This window comes from Methylothermaceae bacteria B42, assembly GCA_001566965.1.
Lineage (GTDB): Bacteria > Pseudomonadota > Gammaproteobacteria > Methylococcales > Methylothermaceae > Methylohalobius.
The window spans coordinates 141,623-155,622 of the sequence record LSNW01000030.1 but is presented as its reverse complement, the minus strand read 5'-3'; the positions used below and the strand labels follow the sequence as shown (position 1 = coordinate 155,622).

16 protein-coding genes are annotated in these 14,000 nt (G+C 49.2%); 12 read left to right on the top strand and 4 right to left on the bottom strand.

The annotated features are described in order from the left end of the window. Positions 1-75 precede the first annotated feature (75 nt). Complete coding sequence (locus AXA67_09615) at positions 76-681, top strand: cytochrome c family protein (protein KXJ40553.1); 606 nt, start codon at positions 76-78, stop codon at positions 679-681. A 345-nt stretch (positions 682-1,026) separates the two neighbouring features. Continuing rightward, the gene (locus AXA67_09610) at positions 1,027-1,686 is read left to right on the top strand and encodes a hypothetical protein (protein KXJ40552.1); all 660 of its coding nucleotides are present in this window, start codon (positions 1,027-1,029) and stop codon (positions 1,684-1,686) included. A 176-nt stretch (positions 1,687-1,862) separates the two neighbouring features. Here AXA67_09610 and AXA67_09605 read toward each other — a convergent pair whose 3' ends face one another. Then, a complete protein-coding gene (locus AXA67_09605; protein KXJ40551.1) occupies positions 1,863-2,258 on the bottom strand; it encodes a hypothetical protein in 396 nt (131 codons plus the stop codon). Between the two features lie 367 nt (positions 2,259-2,625). Between AXA67_09605 and AXA67_09600 the strand changes: the two genes are divergently transcribed. The 10 genes from AXA67_09600 (at position 2,626) to AXA67_09555 (ending at position 12,489) form a co-directional block, all read left to right on the top strand. After that, positions 2,626-3,837: a glycosyl transferase gene (locus tag AXA67_09600; GenBank protein KXJ40550.1), complete on the top strand. Its 1,212-nt coding sequence runs from the start codon at positions 2,626-2,628 to the stop codon at positions 3,835-3,837. A 118-nt stretch (positions 3,838-3,955) separates the two neighbouring features. Then, positions 3,956-4,330: a diacylglycerol kinase gene (locus tag AXA67_09595; protein KXJ40549.1), complete on the top strand. Its 375-nt coding sequence runs from the start codon at positions 3,956-3,958 to the stop codon at positions 4,328-4,330. A gap of 3 nt (positions 4,331-4,333) precedes the next feature. Further along, a complete protein-coding gene (locus AXA67_09590; protein KXJ40548.1) occupies positions 4,334-5,266 on the top strand; it encodes a sugar kinase in 933 nt (310 codons plus the stop codon). Further along, on the top strand, positions 5,266-6,060 hold the full coding sequence (mazG, locus tag AXA67_09585) for a nucleoside triphosphate hydrolase (protein KXJ40547.1): 795 nt from the start codon (positions 5,266-5,268) through the stop codon (positions 6,058-6,060). The genes AXA67_09590 and mazG overlap by 1 nt, the downstream gene beginning before the upstream one ends. Then, complete coding sequence (locus AXA67_09580; GenBank protein KXJ40546.1) at positions 6,020-6,733, top strand: endonuclease V; 714 nt, start codon at positions 6,020-6,022, stop codon at positions 6,731-6,733. The genes mazG and AXA67_09580 overlap by 41 nt, the downstream gene beginning before the upstream one ends. A 68-nt stretch (positions 6,734-6,801) precedes the next feature. Next, positions 6,802-8,199, top strand: a complete 1,398-nt coding sequence (locus AXA67_09575; GenBank protein KXJ40545.1) for a hypothetical protein — start codon at positions 6,802-6,804, stop codon at positions 8,197-8,199. Positions 8,200-8,570: 371 nt separating this feature from the next. Beyond that, positions 8,571-9,371, top strand: coding sequence for a hypothetical protein (locus AXA67_09570; GenBank protein KXJ40544.1), 801 nt, complete (start codon positions 8,571-8,573; stop codon positions 9,369-9,371). A gap of 71 nt (positions 9,372-9,442) precedes the next feature. Next, positions 9,443-10,336, top strand: a complete 894-nt coding sequence (locus tag AXA67_09565) for an MBL fold metallo-hydrolase (protein ID KXJ40543.1) — start codon at positions 9,443-9,445, stop codon at positions 10,334-10,336. Positions 10,337-10,578: 242 nt separating this feature from the next. Next, positions 10,579-10,938: a sulfur reduction protein DsrE gene (locus tag AXA67_09560; GenBank protein KXJ40653.1), complete on the top strand. Its 360-nt coding sequence runs from the start codon at positions 10,579-10,581 to the stop codon at positions 10,936-10,938. Positions 10,939-11,298: 360 nt separating this feature from the next. Continuing rightward, the gene (locus AXA67_09555) at positions 11,299-12,489 is read left to right on the top strand and encodes a hypothetical protein (protein ID KXJ40542.1); all 1,191 of its coding nucleotides are present in this window, start codon (positions 11,299-11,301) and stop codon (positions 12,487-12,489) included. A 92-nt stretch (positions 12,490-12,581) separates the two neighbouring features. Here AXA67_09555 and AXA67_09550 read toward each other — a convergent pair whose 3' ends face one another. The 3 genes from AXA67_09550 to AXA67_09540 form a co-directional block, all read right to left on the bottom strand. After that, a complete protein-coding gene (locus tag AXA67_09550) occupies positions 12,582-12,821 on the bottom strand; it encodes an acetyltransferase (GenBank protein ID KXJ40541.1) in 240 nt (79 codons plus the stop codon). A gap of 69 nt (positions 12,822-12,890) precedes the next feature. Next, positions 12,891-13,517, bottom strand: a complete 627-nt coding sequence (locus tag AXA67_09545; protein KXJ40540.1) for a hypothetical protein — start codon at positions 13,515-13,517, stop codon at positions 12,891-12,893. A gap of 12 nt (positions 13,518-13,529) precedes the next feature. After that, positions 13,530-14,000 (bottom strand): single-stranded DNA-binding protein, encoded by a 471-nt coding sequence (locus AXA67_09540; GenBank protein KXJ40539.1) that lies wholly within the window; start codon positions 13,998-14,000, stop codon positions 13,530-13,532.

The window sequence follows — 14,000 nt, the reverse complement described above, 5'->3', positions numbered from 1 at the left end:
CGATAAGGTTGTTTTATAATCCATCTTTTATTTGTAGCGTTAATTTCAAAGTTGAAGGGGATACACAGAATGACAATGAAATTGTTTGGGGGAATTCTGATCGGGGCCGGTTTGCTTTTAGGAAGTCCTATTACTCAGGCTGGTGGCGATCCTGAGGCGGGTAAAGTCAAATTTTACACTTGCAAGGGATGTCACAGCATGCCTGGCTATGCCAATGCCTATCCTAATTATCACGTGCCCAAGATTGGCGGCCAGTATGAACCCTACGTTATTTCTTCCCTCAAGTTATATAAAGAAGGGCAGAGAAAGCACGGCAGCATGGAAGGCAATGCAGGAGCGCTTACCGAGCAAGATATGGCCGATATCGCAGCCTACGTAGCTAAATTTGAGGGTAAGCGCCAGGAAGGGCCAATCACTGGGGATCCCAAGGCAGGCAAGCCTCTGACAGAAAAATGCGCCAGTTGCCATGGCGAAGACGGTAACGCGCCTTCTCCTAACTTTCCCCGTTTGGCGGGACAGTATGAAAGTTATCTAATCAAAGCAATCCAGGACTACCAAACCGGCGTGCGAAATAACGCCATCATGCAGTCTATGGTTAAAGACCTGACGGAGGAGCAAGTCAAGAATATCGCTGCGTTTTATGCCAGCCAAAAAGGCTTGGCGGTAGTTGGGCAGGACTAATTCCTGATACAGGGCGCTCTTCATAGAGCGCCTTTTTTGATATTTATGAAATCGATTGAGTAATTTGCAATAAGTGCAGATTATAAAAAGCATTGTAAATCTAAAGCGTTGCTTCATTTTTTTAGTTAAAGATTAATATTGCATTTAACTCTGAATCTAATTGCGGGAAGCCTAACGCTTGTTAATCTGTCCGACAAGCCCTGGTTAAGCAGGGTGACCAGCCGTTCTCAAAGGAGGACTAAGTTTCACAGCATTTGGTTTTGATAATACAGTGATTATTGGCCCGTCAATTAATTGACGCAATTCATGCTATAATTCTCAGTCATGTAGAGCCTTTGTTCTTAAATGAACCAAGGCTTTTTTCTTGTCCAAAATTTAGGTCTTCTTTTTTCTATGTTTACATTGGGTTCCCATTCTCCTAAATCTTTACGTACCGAAGTTTTATCTGGTCTTACTGTCGCTTTGGCCTTGGTGCCGGAAGCGGTGGCCTTTGCTTTTGTGGCTGGGGTTGAGCCTTTGGTAGGTTTATATGCCGCTTTTATGGTGGGTCTTCTGGCGGCCATTTTTGGCGGCCGGCCTGGGATGATCTCCGGGGCCACTGGCGCGATGGCCGTGGTGGTAGGCGTGATTGTTTCCGCCCTGGTTTTTGCATGGGAGCACGCAAAGCATATCCGGGTGGAAAAGTATGACAGGGAGGGTTCAAGAGTCTACGAGCTACATGGGCCGTTGTTTTTTGGGTCGGTGCAAAACTTCCTGGATTTATTCCATCCTGAAAATGACCCAGACGATGTGGTGATCGAATTTCAGCATTCCCGGGTAGCCGATCATTCCGCCATTGAAGCGATCGATACTCTGGCGGAAAGATATATCAAAGCCGGTAAAACCTTGCATTTGCGCCATTTGAGCCCGGAATGCCGGAAATTGCTTAAAAAAGCGGGTGATTTGGTGGAAGTCAATGTTATGGAAGATCCTCACTACCACATAGCCACCGATGAGATGGCTTAGAAAAAATGTTTTTTTACTAAATTGTGCCAGTGATTCGAGCACCGAGGGTGTCAAGCAAGGCGGCAAGCCAATTTTCGCGCAGGCGTGGCAGCGCTACTTCGAGCATAAAATGGGTGCGGCCAACGCAGCATAAAGGCTTGATTTGGCAGCCGAATGCCGAAACACTTGCAGAATTTTTAGACCGTGTACTTTCTTAACACCCGGTAGGTGGTAACTAGGCCCCAAAAATTGAGTAATACCAACATGTACAAAGCAGGGTGAGAATATCCCAATAGATAGACTATGGTAATAGCGAATTCTCCGATGATCCTGTTTTCACAGCAATTGGAAAAAAGCCGCTGAATCTCTAAACACATGGAAGAGATTTGCCCGTTTGGATACCAAGCCAGGCTGTGATTAACGGGCTGGAGCAAAAAAATTCGCAGCCACATCCAAAAAAGCAGGGTTGGTAACTGGGGAGCGAAGAAGGCAAGGAACAAAAAAGCATTGTGTAGCAGGAAAATGGCAACAAAATGTTGCTTTAGTAGATGAGGCGCGATAGGGCCTGATTTAGGGAAGTTGGCATCAAACATGTGTTCAGTCCTGAAAGTTATGTAATCTTAAAGCCTTAAGGCGGCAGTCAAGAGGTGACCCATTAGTAGCGGGGATTTTCATCAAAGGGCACAATATCGCTACTAATTAATCAAAAATATAGTTCATATTTGATTTTCTTCTTGACATTTTTTGATGGACATGTTCAAGGGTTTGTGGTTGAGAAATATCTGATAATCAGGGTTGCTTGCGAGTGAAGGGCCACATTTCCAAGTGTTTCTAATATTGATGCTTTTCAGGAGCTTGAGACATTAGTTTTAGAAGCGTATGGTGAAGGACAAAAATAGCGATAAGGGAAACGCTGAATTATTCAGCGTTTCCTAAGAGACAGGATAACGGGAGGACTGTATGGGGGATTTCTTTCAAAACGGCGTAGTGACGAGCCTGCATCGTCTATCCAGCCGGCCCATAGAAGCGCTGGAAGCAGAATTAACGGAGTTTTCCCGTCAGCGTCCTATGTCATTGGTGTTGCCTTCTTTGTTTTCCGAACTTGAGGGTGAGGCGTTGCCGGCAATTTTGGAAGAGCTGGCAAAAGTCCCTTATTTGAGTGAAATCATTATTGGCCTTGATCGCGCCGATGCCTCTCAGTTTGAATATGCCCGCCGTTTCTTTGACAAATTGCCTCAGCCTCATCGCATTTTATGGCACGATGGCCCACGCCTGCGCGAACTGGACAATCAATTGTCGCTGCTGGGACTGGCACCGCAGGAGCCGGGCAAGGGCCGAAATGTTTGGTATTGTTACGGCTATGTAATCGCCTCGGGAAAGGCGGACGTAATTGCCCTGCACGACTGCGATATATTGACCTACAACCGGGAAATGCCGGCGCGCCTGTTTTATCCCGTCGCCAACCCTGCGCTCAACTACCGTTTTTGTAAAGGATACTATTACCGGGTAGCCAATAATCAGATTCACGGCCGGGTTACCCGTTTGCTACTTACGCCATTGGTGCGGGCGCTGAAAACGCTGATTGGTCCCTTGGATTACCTGGAATTCCTCGACAGTTTCCGCTATCCATTGGCGGGGGAGTTTTCCATGCGGGTGGATGTGGTGCGGGAAATCCGGATTCCCAGCGATTGGGGCCTGGAAATCGGTGTATTGTCCGAGGTGCATAGAAATCAGGCCCATAGCCACTTTTGCCAGGTGGAAATCGCAGATAGTTATGATCATAAGCACCAACCAGTTTCGGAAGATAACCCCGAAGCGGGCTTGGCCAAGATGAGCATGGATATCGCCAAATCCCTGTACCGTAAATTGGCCACCATGGGTTGTGTGTTCCACCAGGAAACCTTCCGTACCCTCAAGGCGACTTATTACCGGGTGGGGCTGGATTTTGTGGATCGTTATTACAGCGAGGCCAGGATCAATGGTCTTGCCTTTGACCGTCACAGTGAGGAAAGAATGGTGGAGTTGTTTGCCCAAAATGTTTGGCTGGCGGGCGAGCAATTTCTGGAGAACCCCATGGAAACCCCCTTTATTCCCAGCTGGAATCGGGTAGTAAGCGCCATTCCGGACTTTCTGGAACAGCTCTATGGCGCGGTGGAAGAAGATAATCGGTAAAACCCTCTTCTGCATTAATTTCACTTGAATCTACGCTTGCCAATATGACGGATTCTCAAAGTTTCCGTTACAATGACCGCTTTGAATTTTACCGATAAAAACAGAAAGGACGTAAGGCATGGGGGAACCAGGGCTTAAAGGGCTGCCTCGGCTAATAGCCGCTTTTCAAAATTCCATGGCTGGCATGAAAGTATGCTGGCGCAACGAAGAGGCCTTCCGGCAGGAGACGTGGGTTTTTATGCTCGCCGTTCCGGTCGCATTGTGGCTCGGGGACAACGGCGTGGAACGGGCGCTGCTGATAGGGAGCGTAGGAATTATCCCTATTTTTGAAACCCTCAATTCCGCCGTGGAGGCGGTGGTGGACCGGATTGGTCCAGAGCGTCATGAGCTTTCCGGTTACGCCAAGGATATCGCTTCCGCCAGCGTATTGTTGGCCATTTTTTTGGCCCTGATTGTATGGGGGCTGATTTTGTTCGACAAATTCCAAGGATAAATAATGACCGCGTTGATTACAGGCTCCATGGCCTTTGACACCATCATGGTGTTTCCCGATTATTTCAAGAATCACATTCTCCCCGACCAGGTTCATATTCTAAATGTGGCTTTTTTGGTACCGGAATTGCGCCGGGAGTTCGGTGGTTGTGCCGGCAATATTGCCTATAACCTCAAGCTGCTGGGTAAAGAGCCGCTGCCCATGGCGACGGTAGGAAAAGATTTCGCCCCTTACCAGGAATGGCTGGAAACCTGCAAAATCAATCAACAATATCTTAAAGTCATAGAAGACACCTACACGGCGCAGGCCTACATCACCACCGATTTAGCCGACAATCAGATTACCGCCTTTCACCCGGGCGCCATGTCTTTTGCCCATGAAAACCAGATTCCGAATAATGCCGGGATTGAGATAGGCATTGTGGCCCCGGATGGCCGGGACGGCATGATCCAGCACGCCGAGCAATTCCACGAGGCTGGGATTCCTTTCATTTTCGATCCCGGCCAGGGCACGCCCATGTTTGAAGGAGACGAACTAATCCGTTTTATCGAACTGGCCAATTGGGCCATCTTCAACGACTATGAAGCCAAGTTGGTGCAGGAAAAAACCCACTTGACCCCGGAATTAATTTCCGACGATGTGGACGCGGTAGTGGTCACCAAGGGGGCAGAGGGGTCCATCGTTTACATCGACCGCAAACCGATTCGCATCCCCCCGGTCAAGGTGGAAAAGGTTTTGGATCCTACCGGTTGTGGCGATGCTTATCGGGCTGGGGTGATTTTCGGCCTGTTGGAAAATTATGATTGGGAAACCATTGGCGCCATTGCCTCCCTGATGGGGGCGATCAAAGTAGAGCATGCTGGCACGCAAAACCACCATTTTTCCATGGCACAGTTCCGCCAGCGGTTTTGGGATAACTACGGCTATCATTTTTGATGTCTGCCATTGAACACTTGCTGGAAATTATGGCTCGGTTGCGGGATCCCGAGACTGGTTGCCCCTGGGACCGCAAGCAGACTTTCCAGTCCCTGATCCCCCATACCCTGGAAGAAGCCTACGAAGTCGCCGATGCCATTGAGCGTGGTGACTATGATGACTTGTGTGACGAGTTAGGGGATCTGTTGCTGCAAGTGGTTTTTTACGCCCGCATCGCCCAGGAGCAAGGATTATTTGATTTTGCTCAAATCGTCAATCGTCTCTGCGACAAACTGGTTCGCCGCCATCCCCATGTCTTTTCAGGGGTCCAATTCGCCTCGGAAAAAGAACGCAGACAAGCCTGGGAAGCGAGCAAACGGGCTGAACGCGAGGCCAAAGGCAAGACAGAAGAAGATCCCAGCTTGTTGGCGGATATTCCAGCAACCTTGCCCGCCTTGCTGCAAGCGGAAAAAATTCAAAACCGCGCGGCCCGCCATGGTTTCGACTGGCCTGAAGTGAACCCCGTCTTTTCCAAGGTTGAAGAGGAGTTGGCGGAGTTGCGCGAGGCGGTCACTGAAGGCGATGACCAGCATATCCAAGAGGAAGTTGGGGACTTGTTGTTCGTTGTGGTCAACCTGGCTCGCCATCTGGGCGTTCATCCTGAAACTGCCTTGCGCGAAAGCAATCGTAAATTTGGCCGCCGTTTCCGTTTTATGGAACAACGATTGGCAAAATCCGGGCAAACCATGGCCGAAACCCCATTGGCGGATTTAGATGCGCTTTGGGACGAGGCCAAGCAAAGTGGCCAAACTTAGACTCCACCACATCCATCCCTGGAATGTTTCCCCTTCAGAAGCCATTGCAATCCAAAAGCGATTACGGCAGTTTGTCAAGCAGGAAGATGATTTGCCCGAGATAATCCGCACCGTCGCTGGTGTTGATGTCGGGTTCAAGGAAAAAGGCGCAATTACCCGGGCAGCGGTAGCGATCCTTAGTTTCCCAGCTCTCCACCTCCAATGCCAGTCCTTGGCAGAAGTGCCAACCACCTTTCCCTATATTCCAGGGCTCTTGTCATTTCGGGAAATCCCGGCGGTTTTAGCGGCCCTGGAGAAATTGCCGCAGTTGCCCGATATCATTTTATGCGACGGTCAAGGCATTGCCCATCCGCGCCGTTTCGGGATTGCCAGTCATTTGGGTGTATTGTTGGATCATCCCACCATTGGCGTGGGCAAAACCCGCTTGATTGGAACCCATGACCCGGTTCCGGAGGAGAAAGGCGCTTGGGTGCCACTTTGGGATCAACAAGAAATGATTGGCGCGGTAGTGCGGACCCGTGCGGGCGTCAAGCCGATTTATGTATCTCCCGGCCATCGCCTATGTGTGGAAAGTGCCGTGACATGGGTTCTGGCTTGTGTCACCCGTTACAAACTGCCTGAAACGACCCGCTGGGCGGATCATTTGGCATCAAAAAAACCAGGTAATATTTGACAAGACAAAAAATTCAGCTGTGCTATTCTTGCGGTTAATATCTTCTCTATTTTTCGTCAAGGAACCGGATGAAACCGCCTTTCCAATCCTTGGTTGAGATTCATCATAAAGAGTTACTCAACCTGTGGGAAAACAGTGAGGAAGTCTTTTCCGTGCTGCAACCCCTCTTGAAACAGCACAGCGATGACATCGTTACTAGATTCTACCAGCGCCTACTCAAACATCCCCAGGCTGCGGAATTTTTGACCACGGAAGTAATTAATCAGCGCCTGCGAAAAGGGGTAAATGCTTGGCTTTCCTTCACTTTTTATGGGCCCCACACCCAAACTAGTCAAGAGTTTCTACAATTCCAAGAACGCCTGGGGAGGATACATGCGGATATGGACATCCCTTTGACGCTTTTTCTTTTGGGCATGCGGATGCTCAAACAAGAGATCAACCAGACATTGATATCTTTAGAACAATCGAAGCGTTTACCGGCAATCATTTATGTCGATTCGTTAATTGATCTGATTGTGGCAATCATCGCCGAAAGCTACAACGAAGAACACGGGGATATGATTTCCGAGTTGCAACGGATGCGGATGAGTATTCCTCCGGAAAATCTCCAATTGGTCTGCGAGCAAATGCGCAACAAGCTGCTTATGTGGTTTACCCATCAATTGAGCGCCATGCATCAAAGGAACGCCAAGCGCACGAAAGGCAACGCCATTGTGCCGCTGCGCGAATCAGAGATAGGTCTGTGGCTGGAACATAAAGCACCTTTATTGTTTCCAGAAAATCACACCCTAGATAAACTTGCCCAGGCTTGCGAGGAAATAGATGCTCTATTGGAGCAAACTCGACAGTTAAACCAGCAACAAAATGAAGAAGAATACACTGAAGCCATTGAGCTGTTAGAGGAGTTGGTGAAAAAAGCCGATTGGCTGCTCAGTGAATTGGGGCGGGAAGTTTCTGAGATGGAGGGGCGGAAGGATCCTTTAACCCATCTATTCAACCGGCGCCACTTGAGCACGGTGTTGAATTTTGAGAGCCGTAAATCTCGTTACAGTCAAAAGCAATACGCCATATTGATGATAGATCTTGATCATTTCAAAACGGTCAACGACCGTTTTGGTCATGATATTGGAGACCAAGTATTGAAGCGATTCGCCGAATTGTTGTCAGAAAAGGTTCGTACCAGTGATTTTGTTTTCCGTTATGGCGGTGAAGAATTTCTAGTATTGCTACCGGCAGTGCAAGAATCTACTGCGATGCTAGTGGCTGAAAAAATCCGCAAAATAGTTGAAGCAACTCCATTTCCTGTAGCCAATAACGATGTTATCCAGTTAACCGTGAGCTGCGGTGTCGCACTGAGTGGTGGGGAGCTGAATTACGAACGCACCATCAAACGGGCTGATGAGGCTTTGTACCAAGCCAAGCTTGAAGGACGTAACCGAGTGATTCTAGCGCCGCCACCGAAATAATTTTTTTCTCTTAGTCTGTCTTTCGGGGTTCCGTCATCTATTTAAAGCCGGGGCAGGTGGTCTGCTTCGGCAATCAATACTATACGTGTTTAAATGACGTGGCCCTGGCCTGTCTTTTCCTCCACCTTTTTGTATGCTTGCCAGGGTTATAGCCCTGTAGGGTCTTAGCAGGTATTTATTTCTTGGACTTCTTGTTTGAAGGGGATCCTCTGGGTTGGCCCATAGCCATTGAGATTTCATGGCTCTATATTCTATTATGCTATAAATATATTAAATTATATGAATATATGTTTTTGTAATATTCTATTGCTTTGCCTACAATGTCTTTACTACAAAGCAGACGAAAATACTTCAGGTTTGGGACTTAAAGCATGATTTTGGCGATATTATTATCCTTGCTTATCGGGTTGACATTGGGGTTGCTCGGCGGCGGCGGTTCTATTTTGACGGTGCCGATTCTTGTTTATGCCTTGGATGTTCCCGCTAAAGAAGCCATTGCTACTTCTTTGTTAGTGGTTGGGGTTACCAGCGCGGTCGCCATGATTCAGCATGCCCGCCGGGGTTCGGTGAGTTGGCGGGTTGGATTTCTGTTTGGAGGCGCCGGGATGGTAGGCGCTTTCATTGGCGGCTGGGTCGCCCGATTTATCCCTTCGCCTTTGTTGTTGGTGGCCTTCGCCCTAATTATGTTTGCCACTGCCTGGGCCATGTTGCGTAATGGACAAAAAGTTGAGAAGCCTAGAAATCCGGGGGATTGCCTCGATTGTATTCCATTGGGAGAGGTAATCCTTCATGGCCTGGTCGTTGGCGCGGTGACAGGTTTAGTGGGCGCTGGCGGCGGCTTTTTGGTGGTGCCGGCGTTGACTTTGCTGGGAGGCTTGCCCATGCACCTGGCCATTGGAACCTCATTACTGGTAATCGCCTTGAAATCCGCGGCGGGTTTTGTCGGTTATCTCAGCCATGTTTCCGTTGATTACACCCTTGCGGGCGTGGTGACCGGATCGGCGGTGGCAGGATCATTCCTGGGTAGCTGGCTTGCTCACAGGCTGCATCCCCGCCACCTGCGCAAAGGCTTCGCCTGGTTCGTGATTGCCATGGCTTTTTATATTTTGTTTCGCCAAAGAAGCGATATTGTACCGGCCTTCATGGATTTTTTGAGCCATATGAAAGCTTGATTGCCTAATAGGTTGAAATCAGAATTTTTAGCCGCATTAAATTTATGATTTTCTAATATAGGAGATAGGTTATGACCTCACCCCATATTCATCATTTTTTTCATACCCAGTCCGATACCTTTAGTTATATCGTGGCGTGCCCGGAAACCAAGCGCTGCGCCATTATCGACTCTGCTTTGGATTATGCCTATAACGCCGGCAGGGTCAGTACCGAATATGCCGATCAAATTATCGAATACGTTCAAGAACAAGGCTTTGAGGTGGAATGGTTGCTGGAAACCCATGCTCACGCAGATCATTTGAGCGCGGCCGCCTACATCAAGTCCAAGCTAGGTGGGAAAATCGGTATTGGCGAGCATATTCAAGAAGTTCAGCAATTTTTTAAGGGTCTGTACAACATTGATGATGTTTCAGGAAGAGGAGAAGAATTCGATCATTTGTTCAAGGACGGTGAAACCTTCAGCATTGGCAATCTTTCGGTACGGGTTATGCACACCCCGGGTCATACCCCGGCGTGCGTGACTTATGTGGTGAATGAAGAAGCCGCCTTTGTGGGAGATACTGTATTTATGCCTGATTATGGCACCGCTCGCTGTGATTTTCCCAACGGTAGTTCCAGCGCGTTATATTGCTCTATCCGGGAGAAAATTTTCGCACTGCCGGAAGATACCAAGCTCTACATGTGTCACGATTACCGTCCCAATGCGCCAGGACCTCGTTATATGACAACCGTGAAAGAAGAAAAAGAACGTAATCCGTTAGTTCACGATGGAACTTCCGAGGAAATGTTTGTCCGTATCCGCGACGGGATTGACCGGGTGCTTCCCGCGCCCCAATACATTCTGCCTTCAATCCAAGTTAATATCCGGGCAGGCCATATGCCGCCGCCTGAGCCAAACGGCAAACGTTATTTAAAGATGCCGCTGAATGTGTTGGGCAGCGGTAATCTGGATTTGGATTTCTAAAAGATTTCTCCCCCACTTGAGGGTGTCATAAAAGTCCATCCTTGGACTTTTGCGATTACTCCATTTTCGATGGCCAAAAGCCATTGAAAATGGCGATGCATCCCAGCATCGTAGAGACTGTCGCTTTTTGTGACACCCTCCTTTGGCCGGACGCAATGTCCGGCTTGTTTTTTTCTATATTGGTCACCATATTAAATTGGAAAGAGCAAGATTTTAATTTCACAACAAAGGGAGAGAATCCGATGGCAAAGATATTAATTTCAGGAAAACACGGCAGCGATAATCCCACCCTGGCAACACTGCCTTATATTGCCGCCAAAACGGCTAAAGCTCAGGGGCACGATCCGGTTATCTGGCTTTGGGATGAGGCTACCGCTTTGGCAAGGCCGGGTGCGGCGGACCACATTGTTGGCGTCAATGTCAAACCTCTGAAAGAAGTGCTTTCAGAAGTCATGGAAATGGGCATTCCTATCTGGGTCTGTAAGGGTTGCGCCTTGGCGCGAGGGGTGGAAGAAGGAAAAATGATTGCCAATGCCGAGATAAAAGAAATGCCGGATTTTATTCAGGCTTTGGCAGCGTGTGATAAAAATGTTGAATACTAAATTCGAGTATCAGGGCTCCGTCATCTATTCGAGCTGGGGTAGGTGGTCTGCTTAGAAAAGCGCCGTGAATACTTTCTTGCCGCGCAATCCTGCTACGCCAAGAAAGTCCTGCCCAAACCTCCCAGTTCGGGCGCTCCCCTGGCTGCGAAAGCCCACTGGACTTTCGGTCCGGCTCGCCCCTGTAAGCTCCACGCCGGCTTTCGTGCCGGTGAGGCTTTCGAATCAGACCTCCTACCCCTTCAATCAATCCTTTACGTGTTTGAATGACATTGCCATGATTCGAGGATTTTTCTGGGGTCTTAGGAAATATCTTATAGTGCTATACTTAAACCTCCTACAAAAAGTAAAGGAGGGGTTGCAATGCGTAGGAGGAAAGTTTTATCCGCGAACCACAGGCGCGTGGTTTGTTTGTTACTGGTAGCCATGGGCGCGGCCAATGTTGCCGCGGCCGGCCCCATCTTTAAAGGGCTCGGCGATTTGCCGGGAGGAGAATTTCACAGCGTGGCGTGGGATGTGTCCGCAGATGGCAAAGTGGTTGTCGGGACAAGTCGGTCTGCCTCTGGCGCGGAAGCATTCCGCTGGACCATGGAAAATGGGATGCAAGGCTTGGGCGATCTGCCTGGCGGGGGATTTCATAGTATTGCCAAAGGCGTTTCCGCCAAAGGCAAGGTCATCGTGGGAATAGGCGAGTTCGACTTGGGTTTGGAAGCTTTCCGCTGGACCGCCCAAGATAAAATGCAAGGGCTAGGCCACTTGCCGGGTGGTGAGTTCGGAAGCGATGCCAAAGATGTTTCCGCTGACGGTAGTGTCGTGGTGGGAGAAAGTGATATCCTCGCTGGAGCAGGGTCCGAAGCTTTTCGGTGGACCCATGAGAATGGCATGCAAGGCCTTGGCCATTTATCTCGAAATGGTGAAATAAGTGATGCGTATGCGGTTTCCGCGGATGGCAATGTCGTGGTGGGGATTAGTGACTCAGATTCAGGGTCGGAAGCTTTCGAAGCTTTTCGTTGGACCAGCGGCGGTGGCATGCGCGGTCTTGGTTACTTGCCGGGTGGTAGTGCCTACAGTATTGCCATTGGCGTTTCCGCCGATGGCTCTGTGGTAGTGGGAAGCAGCGGTTATGCCGGTAAGGGTAATCAAGCGTTTCGTTGGACTTTGGGCAAAGGCATGGAAGGGCTTGGTTTCCTGCCTGGCGGTGGTTTTCTCAGTACCGCCAAGGCTGTTTCCGCTGACGGCAATGTGGTGGTGGGAGAAAGCGATTCCCGCACTGGCGATGAAGCTTTTATATGGACGCCAGAGGACGGCATGCGCAATATAGAGGATGTTTTGAAGGATTTTGGCCTGGAAGAGGCGTTGGCCGGTTGGGATCTCAGATCCGCCAACGCGGTTTCCGCTGATGGTAGAACGATTGTGGGTGTGGGTAAAAATCCCGACGGGAATACGGAAGCCTGGATGGCTTATCTGGCGCCAATTCCTTTGCCTGCTGCCAGCATATTAATATTGTCAGGCCTGGGTTTTTCAGGACTTTGGATTCGGAGACAGAAAAGATAAGTGTGTATCAGGCAAGAAGGTATATTAACAGTAGCTTTACAATAGCTAAAAGTTAACGCGCGGAGTAATAGCTCCGCGCGTTTCTTTATTATTTAAGGGTTGATTTTCAACCGTTTGAACAATTCTTCATCCCGATAGTGAATGTCGGTCCAGCATCTTGGCAAGGATTCGTCTGATGGAAAAATCAGGTCGCTTTTGGAGAATTTTTCCGGGTCGCCGGGTTCTTCGCCATAATGCAGGCGGCCAACGACTTCCTGATGCAGCGGATTGATGAGGTCGGCAATGCTGAGGACTTCTACCAAGTGACCATCTTGTTTTCTTTTTAAGAACATGGTGCTTCTCCTAATTTTGTTATATTCAAGGGCATGCTTGTTTCATGTGACACTTTCATTTTACCGGGGTCATTCCGGGTTGTCGAAGCGCCTTTCTATTGCGGGTTGTCCGGAGCTCTTAGTCGAATTGGAAATAGAGCCTTTTGGGAGCTGGGCGCCACAGTAACCGCAAAATGTCATGTCATCTTTTACATGGGCGCCGCAGGCAGGGCACAGAGTGACTTGTTTGCCCCACTGCTCAAAGTGATGCGCCAGGGCAAGGATACCAGCTACCAATTGAGGACCATGAATATAGCTTGACCAAATGAACCACACGCCTGAAACGAGTATCGCCAGCCAAAACAAAAAGATGACAATACGTTCGCCCTTGGAACTTAAATAGGGCGCCAGAATATCCATAATCACATCCTGACCCAGGATTAAAATCAGCAATGCTGCCGTAGCGGGCAAAATACCCCGGATGAACGAGCTGGTTTTGCCATTATTCGGCAACGCTTCTTTAATCTCGCGTGCCAGCAAGTACAAAAGAACAAGGGCTGCAATCTGGGTGAGAAAGATGATTAATTCAGACAGGCTGAGATGCTTGGTCACCTGGGTATGTGAGAAATTCGAAATATTGGCGATCAAGGTCCCCACCAACAGGGTGGACAAGATTGCAATGAAGCATTGCAAGGGTCTTTGCCATTGGGACAACACGATGTTTCCTACCTAAAAAGGAATATCATCATCAAAATCATCCAGTGTTTCTGGGGGAGAAGATTGATTTGAAGAGGATGGTTGTGGTGCTGGCGCGTTTTGTTGGGGCGAGCTGGGTGAGGAAAATGACGCGCTGCCTTCGGAACGGCCACCCAGCATCCGCATTTCCCGGCCAACGATTTCCGTGGTGTAGCGGTCTTGTCCGTCTTGGCCTTGCCATTTGCGGGTACGCAAAGAGCCTTCGATATAGACCTGGCTACCTTTGCGCAGATATTCGCCGGCAATTTCCGCCAGTTTGCCGAATAGAGCCACCCGGTGCCATTCGGTACGTTCCTGCATTTGGCCGGTTTGTTGGTCTTTCCAGCTCTCGCTGGTGGCAATCCTAAGGTTTGCGACGGCGCTGCCGCTGGGCATATAGCGGATTTCCGGGTCCGCTCCCAAGTTGCCAATGAGAATAACTTTGTTGACGCCTCTTGATGCCAT

What these genes read in the sequence shown, in the direction of transcription:
- AXA67_09600 (KXJ40550.1), top strand. Translation starts at nt 2,626, where the DNA reads ATGGGGGATTTCTTTCAAAACGGCGTAGTGACGAGCCTGCATCGTCTA.
- mazG (KXJ40547.1), top strand. Translation starts at nt 5,266, where the DNA reads ATGTCTGCCATTGAACACTTGCTGGAAATTATGGCTCGGTTGCGGGAT.
- AXA67_09580 (KXJ40546.1), top strand. Translation starts at nt 6,020, where the DNA reads ATGCGCTTTGGGACGAGGCCAAGCAAAGTGGCCAAACTTAGACTCCAC.
- AXA67_09590 (KXJ40548.1), top strand. Translation starts at nt 4,334, where the DNA reads ATGACCGCGTTGATTACAGGCTCCATGGCCTTTGACACCATCATGGTG.
- AXA67_09560 (KXJ40653.1), top strand. Translation starts at nt 10,579, where the DNA reads ATGGCAAAGATATTAATTTCAGGAAAACACGGCAGCGATAATCCCACC.
- AXA67_09540 (KXJ40539.1), bottom strand. Translation starts at nt 14,000, where the DNA reads ATGGCATCAAGAGGCGTCAACAAAGTTATTCTCATTGGCAACTTGGGA.
- AXA67_09565 (KXJ40543.1), top strand. Translation starts at nt 9,443, where the DNA reads ATGACCTCACCCCATATTCATCATTTTTTTCATACCCAGTCCGATACC.
- AXA67_09575 (KXJ40545.1), top strand. Translation starts at nt 6,802, where the DNA reads ATGAAACCGCCTTTCCAATCCTTGGTTGAGATTCATCATAAAGAGTTA.
- AXA67_09605 (KXJ40551.1), bottom strand. Translation starts at nt 2,258, where the DNA reads ATGTTTGATGCCAACTTCCCTAAATCAGGCCCTATCGCGCCTCATCTA.
- AXA67_09595 (KXJ40549.1), top strand. Translation starts at nt 3,956, where the DNA reads ATGGGGGAACCAGGGCTTAAAGGGCTGCCTCGGCTAATAGCCGCTTTT.
- AXA67_09550 (KXJ40541.1), bottom strand. Translation starts at nt 12,821, where the DNA reads ATGTTCTTAAAAAGAAAACAAGATGGTCACTTGGTAGAAGTCCTCAGC.
- AXA67_09615 (KXJ40553.1), top strand. Translation starts at nt 76, where the DNA reads ATGAAATTGTTTGGGGGAATTCTGATCGGGGCCGGTTTGCTTTTAGGA.
- AXA67_09570 (KXJ40544.1), top strand. Translation starts at nt 8,571, where the DNA reads ATGATTTTGGCGATATTATTATCCTTGCTTATCGGGTTGACATTGGGG.
- AXA67_09555 (KXJ40542.1), top strand. Translation starts at nt 11,299, where the DNA reads ATGCGTAGGAGGAAAGTTTTATCCGCGAACCACAGGCGCGTGGTTTGT.
- AXA67_09610 (KXJ40552.1), top strand. Translation starts at nt 1,027, where the DNA reads ATGAACCAAGGCTTTTTTCTTGTCCAAAATTTAGGTCTTCTTTTTTCT.